Genomic DNA, 17,120 nt, shown 5'->3' with positions numbered 1-17,120 from the left:
AGTAGTGTTGATTGCTCAATACTGCTGGCGTATCGCCGTCCGAAGACGCACGATTCGCTTTGATCTGCGTGATGCTGATCAGTAAGTTGTCGTCACGAACACCGAGAAGGAAAACAACTTTGCTCTGGTTGCCATAAGGCAACCTTCGCAAAAGCCGTTCTCGCACCGAAGTGCTCGTGACGTCTTTCGTTGACGTTTTGCTGTTCAGTTTTCAAGGTTCAAGTTGTTGTATTGTTTGTGTTGTTGTTGTCGTTCTTTACGACTCCTATGATACTAAAGCATAAACTTCAGACTGTCAACACTTTTGGCAAATAAAATTATATTTATAAAACATTCTTCTTTGAATTATTTTTTCCTTCTATAGAAGAGCATAAAAAAAGAAATCGAAAAACTAGCTATCAAAAGCCATTCTACTCGACTTCTTTCTTTTGCTTCTCTATTACCAACAAGCTTTCTTTTCTCAATAATTATATGAAGAACATAATAAATCAGAATATTTTCCATTTTTTCAGAAGCGAAAACTGGCAGTTCCTGATAGCTGTTGCTGTATTAGAGCTCACGTCGCCCTTCTAACGCTTTCGATAAAGTCACTTCATCAGCGTATTCCAAATCGCCACCTACTGGCAGTCCATGTGCAATCCGAGTCGTTTTGATTCCTGATGGTCTTACGAGTCGAGAGATATACATCGCTGTCGCTTCTCCCTCAATTGTCGGGTTTGTCGCTAATATCAATTCTTCTACTTCTTCATCTTGAAGACGTTTCAGCAAAGACGGCACGTTAATATCTTCCGGACCAATACCATCCATCGGAGAAATTGCCCCTTGTAAAACATGATACAAACCTTTGTAATCACGCATTTTCTCCATCGCAATGACATCTTTCGGATCTTGTACTACGCAAATCGTCGTGCGGTCACGTTGCTGATCTTGGCAAATATGACATGGATCTACATCCGTAATATGGCCGCACACCGAGCAAAAGCTTAAGTTCCGTTTCGCATCCACCAAGGCTTTAGCAAAATCAAGCACTGTGTCCTCTTTCATTCCGAGCACAAAAAACGCCAGACGGGCCGCTGTTTTCGGCCCAATCCCTGGCAGTTTCATAAAACTCTCCATTAATTTCGAAATAGGTTCTGGATAATGCATCGTTATTGCCTCCTAGAACATTCCTGGCATGTTCAAGCCCTTCGTGAATTTCCCCATTGTGGAATTCGCGTGATCGTCCGCTTTTTTAAATGCGTCATTTGTTGCTACAACCAGTAAGTCCTGCAGCATTTCAATATCTTCTGGATCTACTACTGTAGGATCAAGTACGATATCCAACACTTCTTTATGACCGGACACAGTAGCTTTAACCATGCCACCACCTGCTGTTCCTTCAAACTTTAAAGTTCCAAGTTCTTCTTGGGCAACTGCCATCTCTTTTTGCATTTTCTGCATTTGTTTCATCATACCTTGCATATTTCCTCCACCGCGCATAATTAGTTCCTCCTTAGAATTTTCATTTTAGTCGTCATGAACTTCGACAAAGTCTTTTCCGAAAAGCCGTTCAGCTTCTGAAACAAACGGATCTTCTTCCGCTACTGCTCCTTCACCCGAAAACGGATTTTCTTCTTCAGACTCTGACTGTTTTTCTTCAGTGCCCGCCTTCAATCCACTTTTCTTAATAAACTCTTCACGGATTTTCAGCCAACTGACGTCCGGAACAAAAACCGGCGTATACGCTTTGCCTGCGTACTGCTCCAGCAATTGACTAAATGTAGCAGCAAAGGTCTGATTGTCAGAAGCCATCTGGCAATGAATATCATACTTGAATTTTAACACAAATGCATCCGCTGAGGCTGCTACTGGCTCCGCATCATTCAATAAAGCTGAATGCGATCGCTGCAATTGGCTCATGACTGTTGCCCAATTGGTTTTAATCGCTTGTATATCCACTTTAGTGGCATTTTTCAAGACGTCTTGAATACGTCCTGTCGGTATTTTAAAGCTACTTTGAACGCGCTGACGTTTTTTCTGCTCAGCCGGTGCTGCTTGCGCACCATTAGCTACGCCATTTTTAACCTGTTGTTGTAGCTCGCGTACTAAATTTTCCAACTGGATCACTTTTGCTTCTAGCTCGGGCGATACTGCAGAAGCCCCGCTTTGAACCGGTACATCTGCTTGAGCCATTTTCAATAAAGCTGTTTCCATATAGATTTTGGTATGATTTGAAAAACGCATTTCTTGTTGCGTTTTAGATAAAATATCAATCCACGTGTACAATGTTGCCGGTTCAAATCGATTGGCCAACTCTTCAAATCGCGGTTCATGCGTGACCAACTCCAACATATCATGAAGATCTGGAGCCGTTTGGATCAACAGCAAATCACGATAAAAGGTAATAAAATCTTCAACCAAGCGAACAGGATCTTTGCCATCGCGTACCAATTGTTCTAACAATGTTAACGATTTTCCGACATCCTTAGCGAGTAATGCTTCGGCAATGCCATAAAATACATCCTGACTAACAGAACCTGTAACTAACAAAGCATCTTCAATCGTCATTTCATCGCCACTAAACGATACCACTTGATCTAATAGACTCAATGCATCACGCATTCCACCTGCAGCCGCTTGTGCAATAAGTTTAAGCACTTGCTCATTGTACGGAATTTCAGCATCTGTTAAGACTTCGACCATACGTGCCACAATATCAATTTGTGTATGTGATTTGAAATCAAAGCGCTGGCAACGAGAAATAATAGTCAGTGGCAATTTATGCGGTTCAGTCGTCGCCAAAATGAAAACTACATGTTCTGGTGGTTCTTCTAATGTTTTTAATAACGCATTAAAGGCACTGTTTGATAACATATGCACTTCATCAATGATGTAAATTTTAAACCGCGAATTTGCTGGTGAAAAACGAACCTTTTCAATGATTTCTCGCATTTCTTCTACACGTGAATTAGACGCTGCATCAAATTCAATAACATCCGTATTCGATCCCTCGTTAATACTCTTGCAAGAAGCACACTCGTTGCACGGTTCCGAAGCAGGAGCTTGTTCGCAGTTTAATGCTTTGGCAAATATTTTAGCGGCACTGGTCTTCCCTGTCCCCCTTGGCCCTGAGAACAAATAAGCATGTGTTGTCTTATTGTAAAGGAGAGCATTTTGGAGGGTTTGTTTGACATGCGTTTGACCTGTCATTTCAGAAAAGGACTGCGGTCTGTAAACACGGTAAAAAGCTTGATACGCCAACTTATTCTCTCCTTTTAACTAATCTGTTTTTCATCCTATCATTATAGCATAAAAGCTCGTTTTTTCTGAACGTTTCCCTGCTTCATATACACGGATTTTACGAACAGAACAATAAAAAACCTGTCCGCTGCAAGAGCGGACAGGTTTGAATTTACGATTATTGCCGTGCACCTTTCTTCGACTGCTGTACATAAGCGTTACCCTTGTCGCTGGCTCGATCTAGGCGATCCCGCGGCACATGGAATATTCCACTTAATGCTGCTTCCTTCCGGACCTGACATGGTTCATGGGATCCCATTGCGCAGGACCCAGATGTCAACACTACGTGCAAGAGGCAGACCTTACATACAAACAGCCTCAGAAAGGAATTCAGTCCTGCTAAAGCGGATTGCAGGTTACAGGACACCGCTATCTTCCCACCTAGCACGGCATTTACTAGTATACAAATGAATCACAAAAAAATCAATCCGTAACCTTCCTTTGACGATAATTTCTTTTGAACTCAATTGATGTAGAAATACGATATGAGCCAAACCAAAGATACCAGCGTCTATCCAACGCTTGCAACAAAGCGTGTTGTTCAGGGCACCACGATCACGATTCCTTGGATTTTTCTCATATAATTAAGTTACATCTACTGCGTAAATACTTAGGAATCTGAAGAGGTAAAACACGAAATAACGATTAATCCTTACCCGTACTACTACTCATATCTCACATTTTTAGATGAATAAATTAAAAAGAACTGAAAAACGGTTGACAGCTATTGTTCATCCATGATAAATTAGTTCTTGTCTGATACGGAGGAATACCCAAGTTTGGCTGAAGGGATCGGTCTTGAAAACCGACAGGGGAGTCAAATCCCGCGGGGGTTCGAATCCCTCTTCCTCCTCCATTTTTTAATCCAACTAATTTATAACTTCGATATAGCAAACCGGAAAGCTTAGGCTTTCCGGTTTTTTTGTATCTTTCGTATTTCCCGGGAAATACGAAAAATCCCTTAAGCCTGAGCTCAAGGGATTTGTTTATTTGCGAAGAATTGAAGCTTGTTGCATAAAACCACCAATGCGTTCAACAATTTGTTCCGAACACTCCGGATTTGTCAGAAGATCGTAGTCATTGATATTTAAACGCAGTACGGGGCACCCATTAAAGGAATTGATCCAACTCTCATAGCGCTGGTGCATCTCTAGCCAGTAATCTACTGGTGTCTGTTGCTCCATAGCACGTCCACGCTCTTGAATACGTGAAAGGATATCCTCAATCGATCCTTCCAAGTAAATCAATAAATCTGGATGCGGGAAATAAGGCGTCATGACCATCGCTTCAAACAGATTTGTGTAGGTTTCGTAATCTACATTGTTCATCGTGCCTTTATCCCAATGCATTTTCGCAAAAATCCCGGTATCTTCATAAATCGAACGGTCTTGAATAAAACCTCCGCCATATTCAAACATCCGCTTTTGTTCTTTAAAACGCTCTGCCAGGAAATAGATTTGCAAATGGAAACTCCATTTCTCAAAATCATTGTAAAACAAATCTAAATACGGGTTGGTATCAACATTTTCAAAAGACGTTCGGAATTGCAATGCATCCGCTAAAGCTTTAGTCATCGTTGACTTCCCGACACCTACTGTACCCGCTATTGTAATTACCGCATTCTGTGGAATGCCATATTTTTCACGTAAATTCATAAAGTCAAACTCCTTTTTTGTAAAGTTCCATCCACTTTATCCAAAATAAGCTGCAAATCGTCATCGTTTTGAACAAAATCGATTTCATCTCCATTAAAGCGCAATACAGGAATTTCCGGATGCTCGCGTTCAAAACGTTCGATAAATTCGTGATAGTCAGCTGCTAGCTGTTGCATGTATTCCGGCGTAATCATCTGTTCAAATTCTCTACCTCGTAACTTGATACGCTTCATTAAGGTATCCAGGCTAGCATGTAAATAAATGACCATGTTCGGTTTTGGCATATCCACCGTCAGAATTTTATAGATGGCTTCGTATTTAGCATATTCTGCCTCTGGCAATGTACGCTTAGCAAAGATGAGGTTTTTGAAAATGTGATAATCTGCTACGACTGGTTCCCGCTTTGAAATAAATTTCTTCTGGATGTCCGCCAACTGTTTATAGCGATTACATAAGAAGAACATCTCTGTTTGGAAGCTCCACTCTTCTATATCTTCGTAGAATTTATTTAAAAATGGGTTTTCGTCAACAATTTCTTTTAACAACTGAAATTGATTTTGATCGGCGAGCGCTTTCGTCAGCGACGTTTTGCCTACACCAATCGGACCTTCTACCGTGATGAATGGTACCGGCATGCGAAGTCCTCCTTTTTGGTTTCAAGTAAATTGCAATGCCATTTATTTTAACACACCACTCACGCGAAAAGTAGAGCAGAAAATCGAAGGATTTATTAATGAATCGGTTTTTTAAAGGTTGCCCCGTGGACTTCTTGAGTGTCCATAATCGTTAAAAAGGCTTTCGAATCAACATCTGTGACAATTTGTTTGAGCTTGGTTAGTTCCAGACGAGTAACTACCACATAAATAACATCTTTAGGAGTATTCAAATAGCCCCCTTGACCATGCAGCTTAGTAAAGCTTCGACCAAGACGATCATTAATCGCTGAACCAATTTCTTCGTATTCTTCTGATACAATTAGTACGGCTTTTGTATCTTCAAGACCTTGAATGACCACATCAATCGTTTTAGAAGCAATATAGTACGTCAAAACCGAATACATCGCTTGCTCCAGTCCAAGAACAAAAGCAGCCCATCCAAAGATAAAGACATTGAAAAACATAACAAACTCACCAATGGAAAACGGTAATTTTTTCGTCAATAAAATCCCGAGAATCTCGGTTCCATCAAGTGCGCCACCGTTACGAATGACCAGTCCAACCCCCACACCAAGAAGTAATCCGCCAAATATTGTAGCAAGAAGTGGATCTCCCACAAAAGGTTCGATTTTATGCATCGGAATTGCCATTAACGCTAGGGTCACAATAGCAAAAATAGAAGAGACAAAAAAGTTACGACCAATATGCTTATAACCAAAATAAAGGAACGGCAAATTGATTGCGACCATCAATACGCCAAAAGGAACAACCGTTAAATAGTTCAAGATTAAAGAAACGCCAATAATACCACCATCAATAATCGAATTTGGAACTAAAAATAATTCAATAGCTGCCGCAGCCAACGTAGCTCCAATAAAAATAAAAACAAATCGCAGAGTAAAATGAAGAGGTTTTTCTTTTTTATGCTGTTTCATTCTTCGAACACCCCTCACCGTTTAGTAGCTAATTTCTTTAGTTTACGCTGTTCAATGATTTTTGTCTGCTCGACTTTTTTAATTGCGCCGATTGTAAAATTAAGCTAGACAACTAAAAAAGTCATTCATGGTACACTCTACATGTATTTTCCGACCAAAGAAAAACAGAGGAGTGACCACGAATGACCTACACCCATCTTACCACGGATGAACTGGTGATGATAGAATCCTATCACCGCCAAAACATACCCGTGGCGATTATCGCAAATCAAATGAAACGTTCCAGGCAGCCAATTTACAAGGTCATCAATTTCCTGAAATTGGGACATACAGCCCTCGACTTTTACACACAATACAAGAAAAACAAGAAACGCTGCGGACGCCCAAAAATCGTTTTGCCGAAGAAACAAATGACCTATATTCAAGACAAGGTGGCGCAGGGCTGGACGCCTGATGTCATTGTGGGACGCGCCGAGACAGCGATCGACTGTTCCGTGCGCACCATCTACCGCATGTTCAAAAATCGGGTCTTTGATGTTGCCACACTGCCGATGAAAGGCAAACGGAAACCCAATGGTCACGAGGAACGCCGCGGAAAACAGGCGTTCAAACGGCATATTTCCGACCGAGAAACCGATTATCCTTCTTTCAAAGAAGAGTTCGGGCACATCGAGGGCGATACCATTGTGGGCGTCCGCCACAAAAGTGCAGTGATTACACTGGTAGAACGGCTGACGAAAGTCATCATCGCCATCAAGCCTGCAGGACGCAAGGCGTGCGATATCGAAACCGCTTTGAACCAGTGGTTTCAAGGAATCCCAAAAAATCTGTTCAAATCCATCACGTTTGATTGTGGGAAGGAATTCTCCAATTGGAAACCGCTGTGCAACCAGCACGACGTCTCGATTTACTTTGCGGATCCCGGCACGCCTTCCCAGCGCGCCTTGAATGAAAACTCCAACGGCCTCTTGCGAAAAGACGGCCTGCCAAAGGAAATGGACTTCAACCAGGTGGACCAACCGTTCATTTCCTCAGTGGCTGACAAACGGAATAACATCCCACGGAAGTCGCTGGATTATCGCACACCCTTGGAGGCATTTTTGAGTCACCTGAATGGAATGGGTCTGTCTAGCTTAAATTGACAAACGGATTTGGTAGAAAATGATACACTAGATTTAAGGAGCGATGCATCATGAACGGGATGGAAAAAGATCATTATTACATGAATATGGCGATTGACGAAGCCAATAAAGCAGGAGCAAAAGGAGAAGTACCCATTGGTGCTGTCATTGTTTACAAAGACCAAGTTATTGCGCGTGCACACAACTTACGTGAAACGACACAAAACGCTGTAACACACGCCGAACTACTAGCTATACAAGAAGCTTGTCTGCATCTCGGCAACTGGCGACTCGAAGACACAAAGATTTACGTTACGTTAGAGCCTTGCCCTATGTGTGCAGGTGCCATTTTGCAGTCTCGGATTCCCCACGTTGTTTATGGCGCGCGCGATGCGAAAGCTGGCAGTGTAGATTCCTTGTACCGTTTGCTGAATGATGAGCGCTTTAATCATCAATGTCAAGTAACCGAAAACGTTCTTGCTGAAGAATGTGGACAGCTGCTAACGCAGTTTTTCCGAAATCTTCGAGAAGCCAAGAAGCAAAAGCGGAAAACCCAGTTATAGGGTCTTCCGCTTTTATTCGTTAATGAATTGAACAATCAAGTGATTAACAATCTCCGGTTGCTCGTGTTGAATCCAATGCGTTGCTTCTCCGACAAAGGCCAAATTGACTTCTTCGCAAAAAGACATGCTTTCCTTTGCCAGCATAGGTGACAGAAACTGATCGCCCACTCCCCAAATAATGCGGACTGGTACTTTGATTTTCGTATCCGGCACTTGCCTAAAGCTGCCTCTCCGGATTGCCCGGTACCAATTGAGCATCGCTGTTAATGCATCAGACTGTGACCACGCTGCTTTGTATAGTTCAAGTTCGTCTTTTGAAAAAGCAGTCGGCTTGCTAGACTGTTCAATTCCTTGCTGCATAGCTTTAAATTCCCTCATGCCAAGAGCCTTCTCAGGCAGGTTAGGTAACTGAAAAAACGCAATGTAGGCACTCTTCATCCATTGTAGTGGATTTTTTTTGAGTACTTTTGGCATGGCTTTGGGATGTGGGATGTTCAAGACAATCAATTTTTCCACATACTCGGGTCGCGTGGCTGCCAAATGCCAAGCTACTGCTCCGCCCCAGTCATGTCCGATAATAATAGCTGTCTTTTTTTGAAAGTGCTCAATGATGCCAATCACATCATCACGTAAATAATCCACGGTGTAATTATCGATTCCTTTTGGCTTATCGCTCAAATTATAGCCGCGCTGGTCAGGCGCCACGACCCGGTACCCTTTTTCTGCTAAAGGTTGAATTTGATTTTTCCAACCAAACCAAAATTCCGGAAAGCCATGCAACAAGATAACTAACGGTCCATTTGCTGGTCCCGCTACAGCTATATGAAGATGGATACCGTTTGTTTCTATAATTTGAAAGCTTAGGTTTTCCATAAAAACAACTCCTTCGCTCAGATTCCTTAACTTCTCTTTACCCTTTTTCTCTAAAAAAAGACTCAAAAGCAAAATTGCTTTTGAGTCTTTTTATTAAATCGCTCCACTGCTTAAAAGCCGTGAAGAAAAAATGAAAGCTACTTTATCCAATAGTCTTTTTGCCACCCATATAAGGCTGCAATACTTCTGGAATGTTGATTGAACCGTCTTGTTGCTGATAATTTTCAAGCAAGGCTGCTACTGTACGACCAATGGCTAGTCCGCTGCCGTTCAATGTATGAACAAATTCTGGCTTGCCTGTCGCTTCACGACGGAATTTAATATTTGCACGTCTTGCTTGGAAATCTTCAAAATTACTACAAGAAGAAATTTCACGATATGTTTCTTGGCTTGGAATCCATACTTCAATATCGTATTTCTTGGCAGCTGTAAATCCTAAATCGGCGGTACACATCTTTAATACGCGGTACGGCAACCCTAAAAGCTGAAGTACTTTTTCCGCATGTCCGGTCAATTTCTCTAGTTCATCATAAGAATCCTCTGGCCTTACAAAGCGTACGAGCTCCACTTTATTGAATTGGTGCTGTCTGATTAACCCACGTGTGTCACGCCCTGCAGAACCCGCTTCAGAGCGGAAATTCGCGCTATAAGACGCAAAGGCTTGTGGCAACATATCTGCCGTTAAAATTTCATCACGGTAAAAGTTAGTTACCGGTACTTCAGAAGTCGGAATGAGGAAATAATCCTCTTTCTCAATCAAGAATGCATCTTCTTCAAACTTCGGCAATTGGCCAGTGCCTGTCAAGCTTTCGCGGTTAACCATATAAGGAGGCAACATTTCTTCATAGCCATGCTCTTCTTGGTGGAGGTCCATCATAAAGTTGATCAATGCGCGTTCTAAGCGAGCACCAAGTCCACGGTAAAAGACAAACCGGCTGCCCGTTACTTTCGCTGCACGTTCAAAATCAATGATGTTTAAATCCGTTCCTAAATCCCAGTGTGGCTTAACGTCAAAATCAAATGCAGGCTTGTCGCCCCATGTGCGGATTTCTTCATTATCATCTTCAGAATCACCAAACGGAACGCTGTCATGCGGAATGTTTGGAACACGCATCATAATATAGTTCAAGCTTTCTTCAACTGCTTTTAACTCTTCATCAATCACTTTGATTTGATCGCCAACTTCACGCATTTTTGTAATGGCTTCGTCTGCATTTTCTTTTGCACGTTTCATCGCTGCGATATTTTGAGACGCTTCGTTGCGCTCTGCTTTTAATTTTTCAGTTTGTGCAATCAATTCGCGACGTTTTACATCTAACCCTTCAAAATCATCAAGCACGGAAATATCTTCTCCACGCTTCGCAAGCTTTGTTTTTACTTCTTCAAAATTGGCACGTACAAAACGAATATCCAACATACTGTTTCCTCCTTAAAATTTAAAAATAAAAAAAGACAACAAAAATAGCCCCCATCCCTTGGTAAAGGGACGAGAGCTACCCGCGTTGCCACCCTGATTGATCGGCAAAAGCCAATCCTCTTCATCACATAACGGCATTTAAACCGGCAATGGCTTTTTTCGCCATGCAACTCCGGGGTGGATTCAAATGTGTTTTTCACCGGTTTGCACCAACCACCGGCTCTCTTTGGAAAAACAGTCATTTTACTAATCCCCATCAACGTTTCGTCTTTTAAATTAATCATACTTTACTATAAGTTGATGGGTTTGGCAAGAGAAGGTCTGACTTGTCTTGAATCATGCTTAAAAAATAAGCGGTAATGCGGTGATCATCTGTCAATTCTGGATGGAACGAACAACCGAGAAATTGGTCATCTCTCGCCATAACAATTTTCCCATTATGCACGCATAACACTTCAGTCCCTGCTCCGACACTGACAATATGCGGCGCTCGGATAAAGACCGCTTCAAAAGGTCCTTCAATGCTTTCAATCTCAAGCGGTGCTTCAAAACTATCCACTTGTCGACCAAACGAATTTCGTTCCACTGTAACGTCCATCACACCTAAATGCGCATCGTCGCTACCAACGACTGTTTCAGCAAGCAAAATCAACCCAGCACATGTACCAAACATCGGTTTTCCGGTTTGCGCAAACTCTCTTAACGGTTCCATCAAGCCATAACGATCGATTAAACGGCGCATCGTCGTACTTTCTCCGCCCGGTAAGATTAAGCCATCCAAATTTTCAAGATCTTTCGGCCATTTAACAGCAATCGCTTCCGCTCCGCACGCTTGAACCGACTTGATATGCTCACGAACAGCTCCTTGCAACGCAAGAACTCCCACTCGTTTCATGTTACCACCCTCGCTCTTGCATACGTTCACCGGCAGCAATGGTTGAAATTTCAATGCCCTTCATTGCAATGCCCAGGTCTTTTGACAGTTCAGCAATCAATTTGTAATCTTGGTAATGTGTCGTCGCTTCCACAATCGCACGTGCAAATCGTTCAGGGTTGTCTGATTTGAAAATACCTGATCCAACAAACACACCGTCTGCTCCTAATTCCATCATTAACGCAGCATCTGCAGGTGTGGCAATTCCGCCAGCTGCAAAATTAACTACCGGCAAACGCCCTAAACTTTTAACTTCTTTTAAAAACTCATAAGAAGCTCCTAAATTACGCGCTTCTGTCATTAATTCATCTTCGCTCATCGCAACCACTTTACGGATTTCTGCATTTACTTGTCGCAAATGACGGACCGCTTCGACGATATTTCCTGTGCCCGGTTCGCCTTTTGTCCGTAGCATCGAAGCGCCTTCACCAATTCTGCGTGCCGCTTCACCTAAATTGCGACACCCGCAAACAAAAGGAACCGTGTATTGGTTTTTTAATAAATGAAATTCTTCATCGGCTGGCGTCAGCACTTCACTTTCATCGATATAATCGACACCCATCGCTTCTAAAATACGCGCTTCCACAATATGACCAATACGCGCTTTTGCCATCACTGGAATCGATACAGCTTTCATCACTTCTTCTGTGATACGTGGGTCCGCCATACGTGCAACTCCACCGTCTCTACGAATATCAGAAGGCACTCGCTCAAGTGCCATGACAGCCGTTGCGCCTGCAGCTTCTGCAATACGTGCTTGTTCTGCATTAACCACATCCATGATCACGCCACCTTTTTGCATTTCAGCCATTCCCCTTTTTACACGATTTGTTCCATGTTGAGTCATTTACTAATTCCCCCTATTCATTAATAAATTCAGTATAATAGAGATTGACCATATAAAAAGACTCAGTTACAATCATTTCAATCAGGTCAGTTGGAGGAATTCACATGGATATGCTAATGTTTCAACTGCAAAAACAGTCACAAACCCCGTTATACAAACAGTTGTATCAAGAAATAAAAGAAGCCATTATAAACGGCACAATCGGCATAGAGGCAAAATTACCAAGCAAACGCAAATTAGCAGATTATCTGCAAATTAGTCAAACGACCGTCGAACTGGCGTATTCTCAACTTGTCGCTGAAGGATTTATTGAATCTAGACCACGTAAAGGATTTTATGCTCAACCCGTCGAAGAACTGGCGTACTTGGATATTCCGCATGACGAGCCTATCGTCAAAGAAACGACTGCTTACAAAATAGATTTCAACTCGGCCAGTATTGATACACGTTCTTTTCCATTTTTAACGTGGCGCAAACTGACACGTGACATTTTAGATGACTCTAATCATCACTTATTACTATCTGGGCACCCTCAAGGAGACGACGCCTTGCGCCAAGAAATTGCCCGTTATTTGTACCAGTCTCGCGGAGTTGTTTGTGATGCAGAACAAATCGTGATTGGCTCTGGTACAGAACAATTAATGCCCTTACTCATTCGTCTACTTAATAAAAAACTGGTTTACGGCTATGAAAATCCTGGCTATGCATTGACCCATAGCATTTTCAGTCATCACGACCGCCAGTCTATTCCGATTGAACTCGAACAAGACGGCATCAACGTTAGTCAGTTAGAAGAATCTAACGTAGATGTAGCTTACGTCACACCATCACACCAATTTCCATCAGGTTCGGTCTTGAGTGCCACCAAACGTGCGCAATTACTGAACTGGGCTGTCGCTAAGCCTGAACGGTATATTATTGAAGACGATTACGACAGTGAATTTCGATACACTAGCCGCCCCATTCCCGCGCTACAAAGCATGGACTTAAGCGACCGTGTTATTTACATTAGTACTTTTTCTAAATCGCTCATGCCTTCTTTGCGTCTCGCTTATATGGTTTTGCCTAAACAACTGCTACGGGCTTATCAGCAAACGTTTCTTCATTACTCTTCATCGGTACCCAGACATGATCAACAACTAGTCGCCAAATTCATGAAAGATGGTCATTTTTCGCGCCACTTGAACCGCATGCGCAAGCTCTATCAGAAGAAAATCAAACAACTGAGTCAGTCGCTCGCTTTATTCTCTCCGGTCGTCACGGTTTCCGGTGAACAAGCAGGTATGCATATCGTGCTAACCATCCAAACCTCGTCAAGCGAAGAAGAACTGGTACAACGCGCTAAACAAGCGGGCATTCGTGTCACAGGTCTACACTCTTATGATGTCCACAAAAAATCTGGAATTTACCCAAAAATTGTGCTCGGGTTCGGTGGTCTATCCGAAGAAGAAATTCATTTAGGAATTATTGAATTGATGGCTTGTTGGAAAATACAATAAAAAAAGCCGTTCATCTATTTGGATGAACAGCTTTTTTATTATTAAAATAACCCTCTTACAAAACTACCTGCATCATCCCACAAAGAAGACAAGAACTCTCCTGTACTGCGCATCGATAAAGACAACCAGTTAGCACGTTCAACAGCTTCAGTAGTCACGATTTCAACTTTTTCCGTACTGCCGCTCAAATAGCCATATTCCGTGCCATCTGTTTTCTTAAGCTGTAGCGTTCCTACAACTAAATCTTTTTCCACACCTGCTTCTAGTTTGCCGTTCTTAACTACTGAATCGTCTAACAGTAATTCCGGTCGATACAATTCTTTATCCGCTGTCCGAATCATCATCTTTACTGGCTCTTTGACCGCAATCGCTACTTTTTCTTCTAATCCCTTTTCAACAGCAAGCGTTTTCTGACCTTCAAATTGATAGCCTGCAGGAATAACCTCTTCTGTTGTAAATTCACCAAAACCATAATCGAATAAAGTACGGGTCGCATCAAAGCGAGCTTTATACGAACCGGCCCCTTTATTATCTACTGCTCCCATAACCACAGCAATCAACCGGGTATCGTCACGCTTTGCTGTCCCTGCAAACGCATAACCAGCAAAATCTGTGCTGCCGGTTTTTAATCCGTCCATACCTTCGTATTCGTAAATTAGCCCAGGAAGCATCGAATTCCAATTTTCCATACGCGTTTCGTCTGCCGTTCCTTCACGAAATAATTTTACCGGAATTTTAGTCGTTTCTAACACTTCTGGATAATCATCCAATAAGCGTTTCGTTAGTTTGGCAACTGAACGCGCCGGCATGATGTTTTCATCTGTTTCTTTCGTGCCCTCTGGATGCATGCCCATCAAGCTTGAATTACTAAGGCCCGTTGAATTGACAAAAGTCGTTTCTTCTAAGCCCATTTCTTTTGCTTTATCGTTCATTAGGTCAACAAATTTACTTTCTGTCCCTGCAATCGTCTCGGCAATACCGATTGTTGCTGCGTTAGCTGAGAAAATAGCCATCGCTTCATACATTTCTTTAATGGTGTAAGAGCCGTCTTCACGAAATGGCACATTGCTTAAACGCATGTCCTGAGAAATTTTGTACGTGTAATCCGTCACTTCATACTCTTGATCCCACGTAACCTTACCATTTTCAATCGCTTCAAATAATAAATACTCTGTCATCATTTTGGTCATGCTAGCTACCCCTAAAGGCGCTTCCGCATTTTTTTCATAAAGAATCTTGCCACTTTCAGCGTCTACCAAAATAGCGGCTTCGGCCATTATAGTTAATGCGTCTTCCGCATAGGCTTGCTGCGGAACAATTGCTAGCACAGTAAGTATGACGAGTAATGCTATAAGTAGTCCTTTAGTTAAAAAATTCTTCACGTATTTGAATACCTCCATCTATAAGATTCCACATGCTATTTTATCACATTCATTATGCTTAAAAACGAAAACATAAAAAGGCATCTTGCTCTTCGATTAAATGAAGAGCAAGATGTCTTATAAACTTAAATGGAGTAGTTTGGAGATTCTTTAGTAATTTGAACATCATGCGGATGACTTTCGCGTAATCCTGCTCCAGTCATACGAATAAATTGTGCTTCTTCACGTAACACCTGTAAATCTTTAGTTCCGCAATAACCCATTCCTGCACGGATACCACCTAGTAATTGATGAATTGTATCAGAAAGTGGTCCTTTGTATGGCAAGCGACCTTCGATTCCTTCTGGCACTAATTTTTTTGCATCATCTTGGAAATAGCGGTCTTTCGAGCCTTTTTCCATAGAAGCGATTGATCCCATACCACGATAGGTTTTAAAGCGACGACCTTGGAAGATTTCAGTATCTCCTGGACTTTCAGTCGTCCCCGCCAACAAACTACCAAGCATTACAACATGTCCGCCCGCTGCTAAGGCTTTGATGATGTCTCCAGAATACTTGATTCCACCATCAGCAATAATGGCTTTGCCATGCTTACGTGCCTCTGTTGCGCAGTCATATACCGCTGTAATCTGAGGAACCCCAACACCTGCGACAACACGAGTTGTACAGATCGAACCAGGGCCGATTCCAACTTTAACTACATCTGCACCCGCTTCAATCAATGCTTTTGTTCCAGCAGCAGTGGCTACGTTTCCAGCAATAATCGTTAATTCTGGATAAGTTGCCCGGATCTGCTTTACCATTCCTAAAACGCCTTCTGAATGACCATGAGCTGTATCCAGTACAATGACATCAACAGAAGCCTTCACCAAATGCTCAACGCGCTTCATTGTGTCTGAAGTAACGCCTACAGCAGCGCCTGCTAACAAACGACCGTGCTGGTCTTTCGCAGCATTAGGAAATTCAATTACTTTTTCAATATCTTTTATCGTAATTAACCCTTTTAACACGCCTTGGTTATCAACAATTGGTAACTTTTCAATCTTGTATTGCTGAAGAATCTTTTCAGCATCTTCTAAGGTAGTTCCAATAGGAGCAGTTACTAATTGCTCTTTTGTCATTACATCATTAATTTTCAAAGAATAATCTTGGATAAACCGTAAATCGCGGTTTGTGATAATTCCAACAAGTTTTAATTCACTTTCGTTGTTAACAATAGGTACACCTGAAATTCGGTATTTTCCCATTAAATGCTCTGCATCGTAAACTTGGTGCTCAGGAGTTAAGAAGAAAGGATCGGTGATCACGCCATTTTCTGAACGCTTTACAGTAACGACTTGTTCAGCCTGTTCTTCAATACTCATGTTTTTATGGATAATTCCCAATCCGCCTTGGCGAGCCATAGCAATAGCCATTTTAGCTTCCGTTACTGTATCCATACCTGCACTGATCACTGGAATTTTTAACTTAAGGGTTGGTGTCAATTCAACTGATAAATCAATGTCTTTTGGTAAAACTTCCGAATGGGCTGGTACAAGCAATACATCATCAAACGTTAAGCCTTCTTTTACAAATTTTGATTCCCACATAAGTAGACGCGCCTCCTGCTTCCTTTAAATATTATTGTAAGGTTATCAGCGTAGATATGGTGTGTCAAGAAACTGTTAAAAGAAAAATTATTTAGAATAGTAAAATATATTTTTTTTGTAGATTATCATAGTAAGTCAGAAGGCTAGAAAACAAAAACAGCTCAAGTGGGTACACCGTAGTTAACGCGAATCAACTAAAGGAGTATCCCCAAATGAGCGATGCCCACATGATATTACGGGAACGTGTGCGAATCGAGTGTTATTGCCTGAAAGAAAAATCACTGTCCTATATAGCGAAACAGCTAGAACGAAGCAAAAGCACCATCCACTATGAAGTGAAACGCTGTAAGCTTTGCGACGCTCTGTTGGC

At 42.0% G+C, this 17,120-nt stretch carries 16 protein-coding genes, 1 tRNA gene, 1 other RNA gene and 1 other annotated feature; of the genes, 5 read left to right on the top strand and 13 right to left on the bottom strand.

Annotated elements, in window-relative coordinates; genetic code table 11:
• Positions 1–549: 549 nt before the first annotated feature.
• The 4 genes from recR to ffs all read right to left on the bottom strand — a co-directional run bounded on the left by recR (position 550) and on the right by ffs (position 3,669).
• Entirely contained in the window at positions 550–1,146 is a 597-nt protein-coding gene (gene recR / locus FQ085_RS17830; RefSeq protein WP_008497656.1) for a recombination mediator RecR, read from the bottom strand.
• A 12-nt stretch (positions 1,147–1,158) separates the two neighbouring features.
• Positions 1,159–1,482 (bottom strand): YbaB/EbfC family nucleoid-associated protein, encoded by a 324-nt coding sequence (locus tag FQ085_RS17825; RefSeq protein ID WP_410477420.1) that lies wholly within the window; start codon positions 1,480–1,482, stop codon positions 1,159–1,161.
• Positions 1,483–1,506: 24 nt separating this feature from the next.
• Positions 1,507–3,240, bottom strand: a complete 1,734-nt coding sequence (gene dnaX / locus FQ085_RS17820; RefSeq protein WP_058383833.1) for a DNA polymerase III subunit gamma/tau — start codon at positions 3,238–3,240, stop codon at positions 1,507–1,509.
• Between the two features lie 163 nt (positions 3,241–3,403).
• Positions 3,404–3,669: signal recognition particle sRNA large type (gene ffs, locus FQ085_RS17815), an RNA gene on the bottom strand.
• A gap of 373 nt (positions 3,670–4,042) precedes the next feature.
• On the opposite strand from ffs, the gene FQ085_RS17810 reads away from it, so the two are divergent.
• Positions 4,043–4,135 (top strand) — tRNA-Ser (locus FQ085_RS17810).
• Positions 4,136–4,265: 130 nt separating this feature from the next.
• On the opposite strand, the gene FQ085_RS17805 is transcribed toward FQ085_RS17810, so the two are convergent.
• From FQ085_RS17805 to FQ085_RS17795, 3 genes are all read right to left on the bottom strand, one after another.
• Entirely contained in the window at positions 4,266–4,934 is a 669-nt protein-coding gene (locus FQ085_RS17805) for a deoxynucleoside kinase (RefSeq protein ID WP_058383834.1), read from the bottom strand.
• Complete coding sequence (locus tag FQ085_RS17800) at positions 4,931–5,569, bottom strand: deoxynucleoside kinase (RefSeq protein WP_071153216.1); 639 nt, start codon at positions 5,567–5,569, stop codon at positions 4,931–4,933. Before FQ085_RS17800 ends, FQ085_RS17805 begins: the two co-directional genes overlap by 4 nt.
• Positions 5,570–5,664: 95 nt before the next feature.
• Positions 5,665–6,525 (bottom strand): YitT family protein, encoded by an 861-nt coding sequence (locus FQ085_RS17795; protein ID WP_149457281.1) that lies wholly within the window; start codon positions 6,523–6,525, stop codon positions 5,665–5,667.
• Between the two features lie 182 nt (positions 6,526–6,707).
• Between FQ085_RS17795 and FQ085_RS17790 the strand changes: the two genes are divergently transcribed.
• Positions 6,708–7,667, top strand: a complete 960-nt coding sequence (locus tag FQ085_RS17790) for an IS30 family transposase (protein WP_149457280.1) — start codon at positions 6,708–6,710, stop codon at positions 7,665–7,667.
• Positions 7,668–7,717: 50 nt separating this feature from the next.
• A complete protein-coding gene (tadA, locus tag FQ085_RS17785; RefSeq protein WP_149457279.1) occupies positions 7,718–8,209 on the top strand; it encodes a tRNA adenosine(34) deaminase TadA in 492 nt (163 codons plus the stop codon).
• A 12-nt stretch (positions 8,210–8,221) separates the two neighbouring features.
• Here tadA and FQ085_RS17780 read toward each other — a convergent pair whose 3' ends face one another.
• The 4 genes from FQ085_RS17780 to pdxS all read right to left on the bottom strand — a co-directional run bounded on the left by FQ085_RS17780 (position 8,222) and on the right by pdxS (position 12,280).
• A complete protein-coding gene (locus FQ085_RS17780; RefSeq protein WP_058383837.1) occupies positions 8,222–9,082 on the bottom strand; it encodes an alpha/beta fold hydrolase in 861 nt (286 codons plus the stop codon).
• A gap of 142 nt (positions 9,083–9,224) precedes the next feature.
• Positions 9,225–10,499, bottom strand: coding sequence for a serine--tRNA ligase (gene serS / locus FQ085_RS17775; RefSeq protein WP_149457278.1), 1,275 nt, complete (start codon positions 10,497–10,499; stop codon positions 9,225–9,227).
• A gap of 62 nt (positions 10,500–10,561) precedes the next feature.
• Positions 10,562–10,768 (bottom strand) — a binding site (T-box leader).
• Positions 10,769–10,779: 11 nt separating this feature from the next.
• Positions 10,780–11,394, bottom strand: coding sequence for a pyridoxal 5'-phosphate synthase glutaminase subunit PdxT (pdxT, locus tag FQ085_RS17770; protein WP_149457277.1), 615 nt, complete (start codon positions 11,392–11,394; stop codon positions 10,780–10,782).
• Between the two features lies 1 nt (position 11,395).
• On the bottom strand, positions 11,396–12,280 hold the full coding sequence (gene pdxS / locus FQ085_RS17765) for a pyridoxal 5'-phosphate synthase lyase subunit PdxS (protein ID WP_058383840.1): 885 nt from the start codon (positions 12,278–12,280) through the stop codon (positions 11,396–11,398).
• A gap of 104 nt (positions 12,281–12,384) precedes the next feature.
• Between pdxS and pdxR the strand changes: the two genes are divergently transcribed.
• Positions 12,385–13,779 carry a MocR-like pyridoxine biosynthesis transcription factor PdxR gene (gene pdxR / locus FQ085_RS17760; protein ID WP_058383841.1) on the top strand — a complete coding sequence of 465 codons (1,395 nt, stop codon included), beginning with the start codon at positions 12,385–12,387 and terminating at the stop codon, positions 13,777–13,779.
• A gap of 41 nt (positions 13,780–13,820) precedes the next feature.
• On the opposite strand, the gene FQ085_RS17755 is transcribed toward pdxR, so the two are convergent.
• Positions 13,821–15,179 (bottom strand): serine hydrolase, encoded by a 1,359-nt coding sequence (locus FQ085_RS17755; RefSeq protein WP_149457276.1) that lies wholly within the window; start codon positions 15,177–15,179, stop codon positions 13,821–13,823.
• Positions 15,180–15,286: 107 nt separating this feature from the next.
• The gene (gene guaB, locus FQ085_RS17750; protein WP_058383843.1) at positions 15,287–16,750 is read right to left on the bottom strand and encodes an IMP dehydrogenase; all 1,464 of its coding nucleotides are present in this window, start codon (positions 16,748–16,750) and stop codon (positions 15,287–15,289) included.
• 212 nt (positions 16,751–16,962) lie between these two features.
• Between guaB and FQ085_RS18520 the strand changes: the two genes are divergently transcribed.
• On the top strand, positions 16,963–17,120 hold a 158-nt coding region (locus FQ085_RS18520), incomplete at its 3' end, for a helix-turn-helix domain-containing protein (RefSeq protein ID WP_149457275.1).

Source organism: Planococcus sp. ANT_H30, from assembly GCF_008369335.1.
In the GTDB taxonomy this organism is placed as follows: domain Bacteria; phylum Bacillota; class Bacilli; order Bacillales_A; family Planococcaceae; genus Planococcus; species Planococcus kocurii.
Note: the sequence above shows the minus strand (reverse complement) of the source record. Positions and strands in the feature narration are given on the sequence as shown.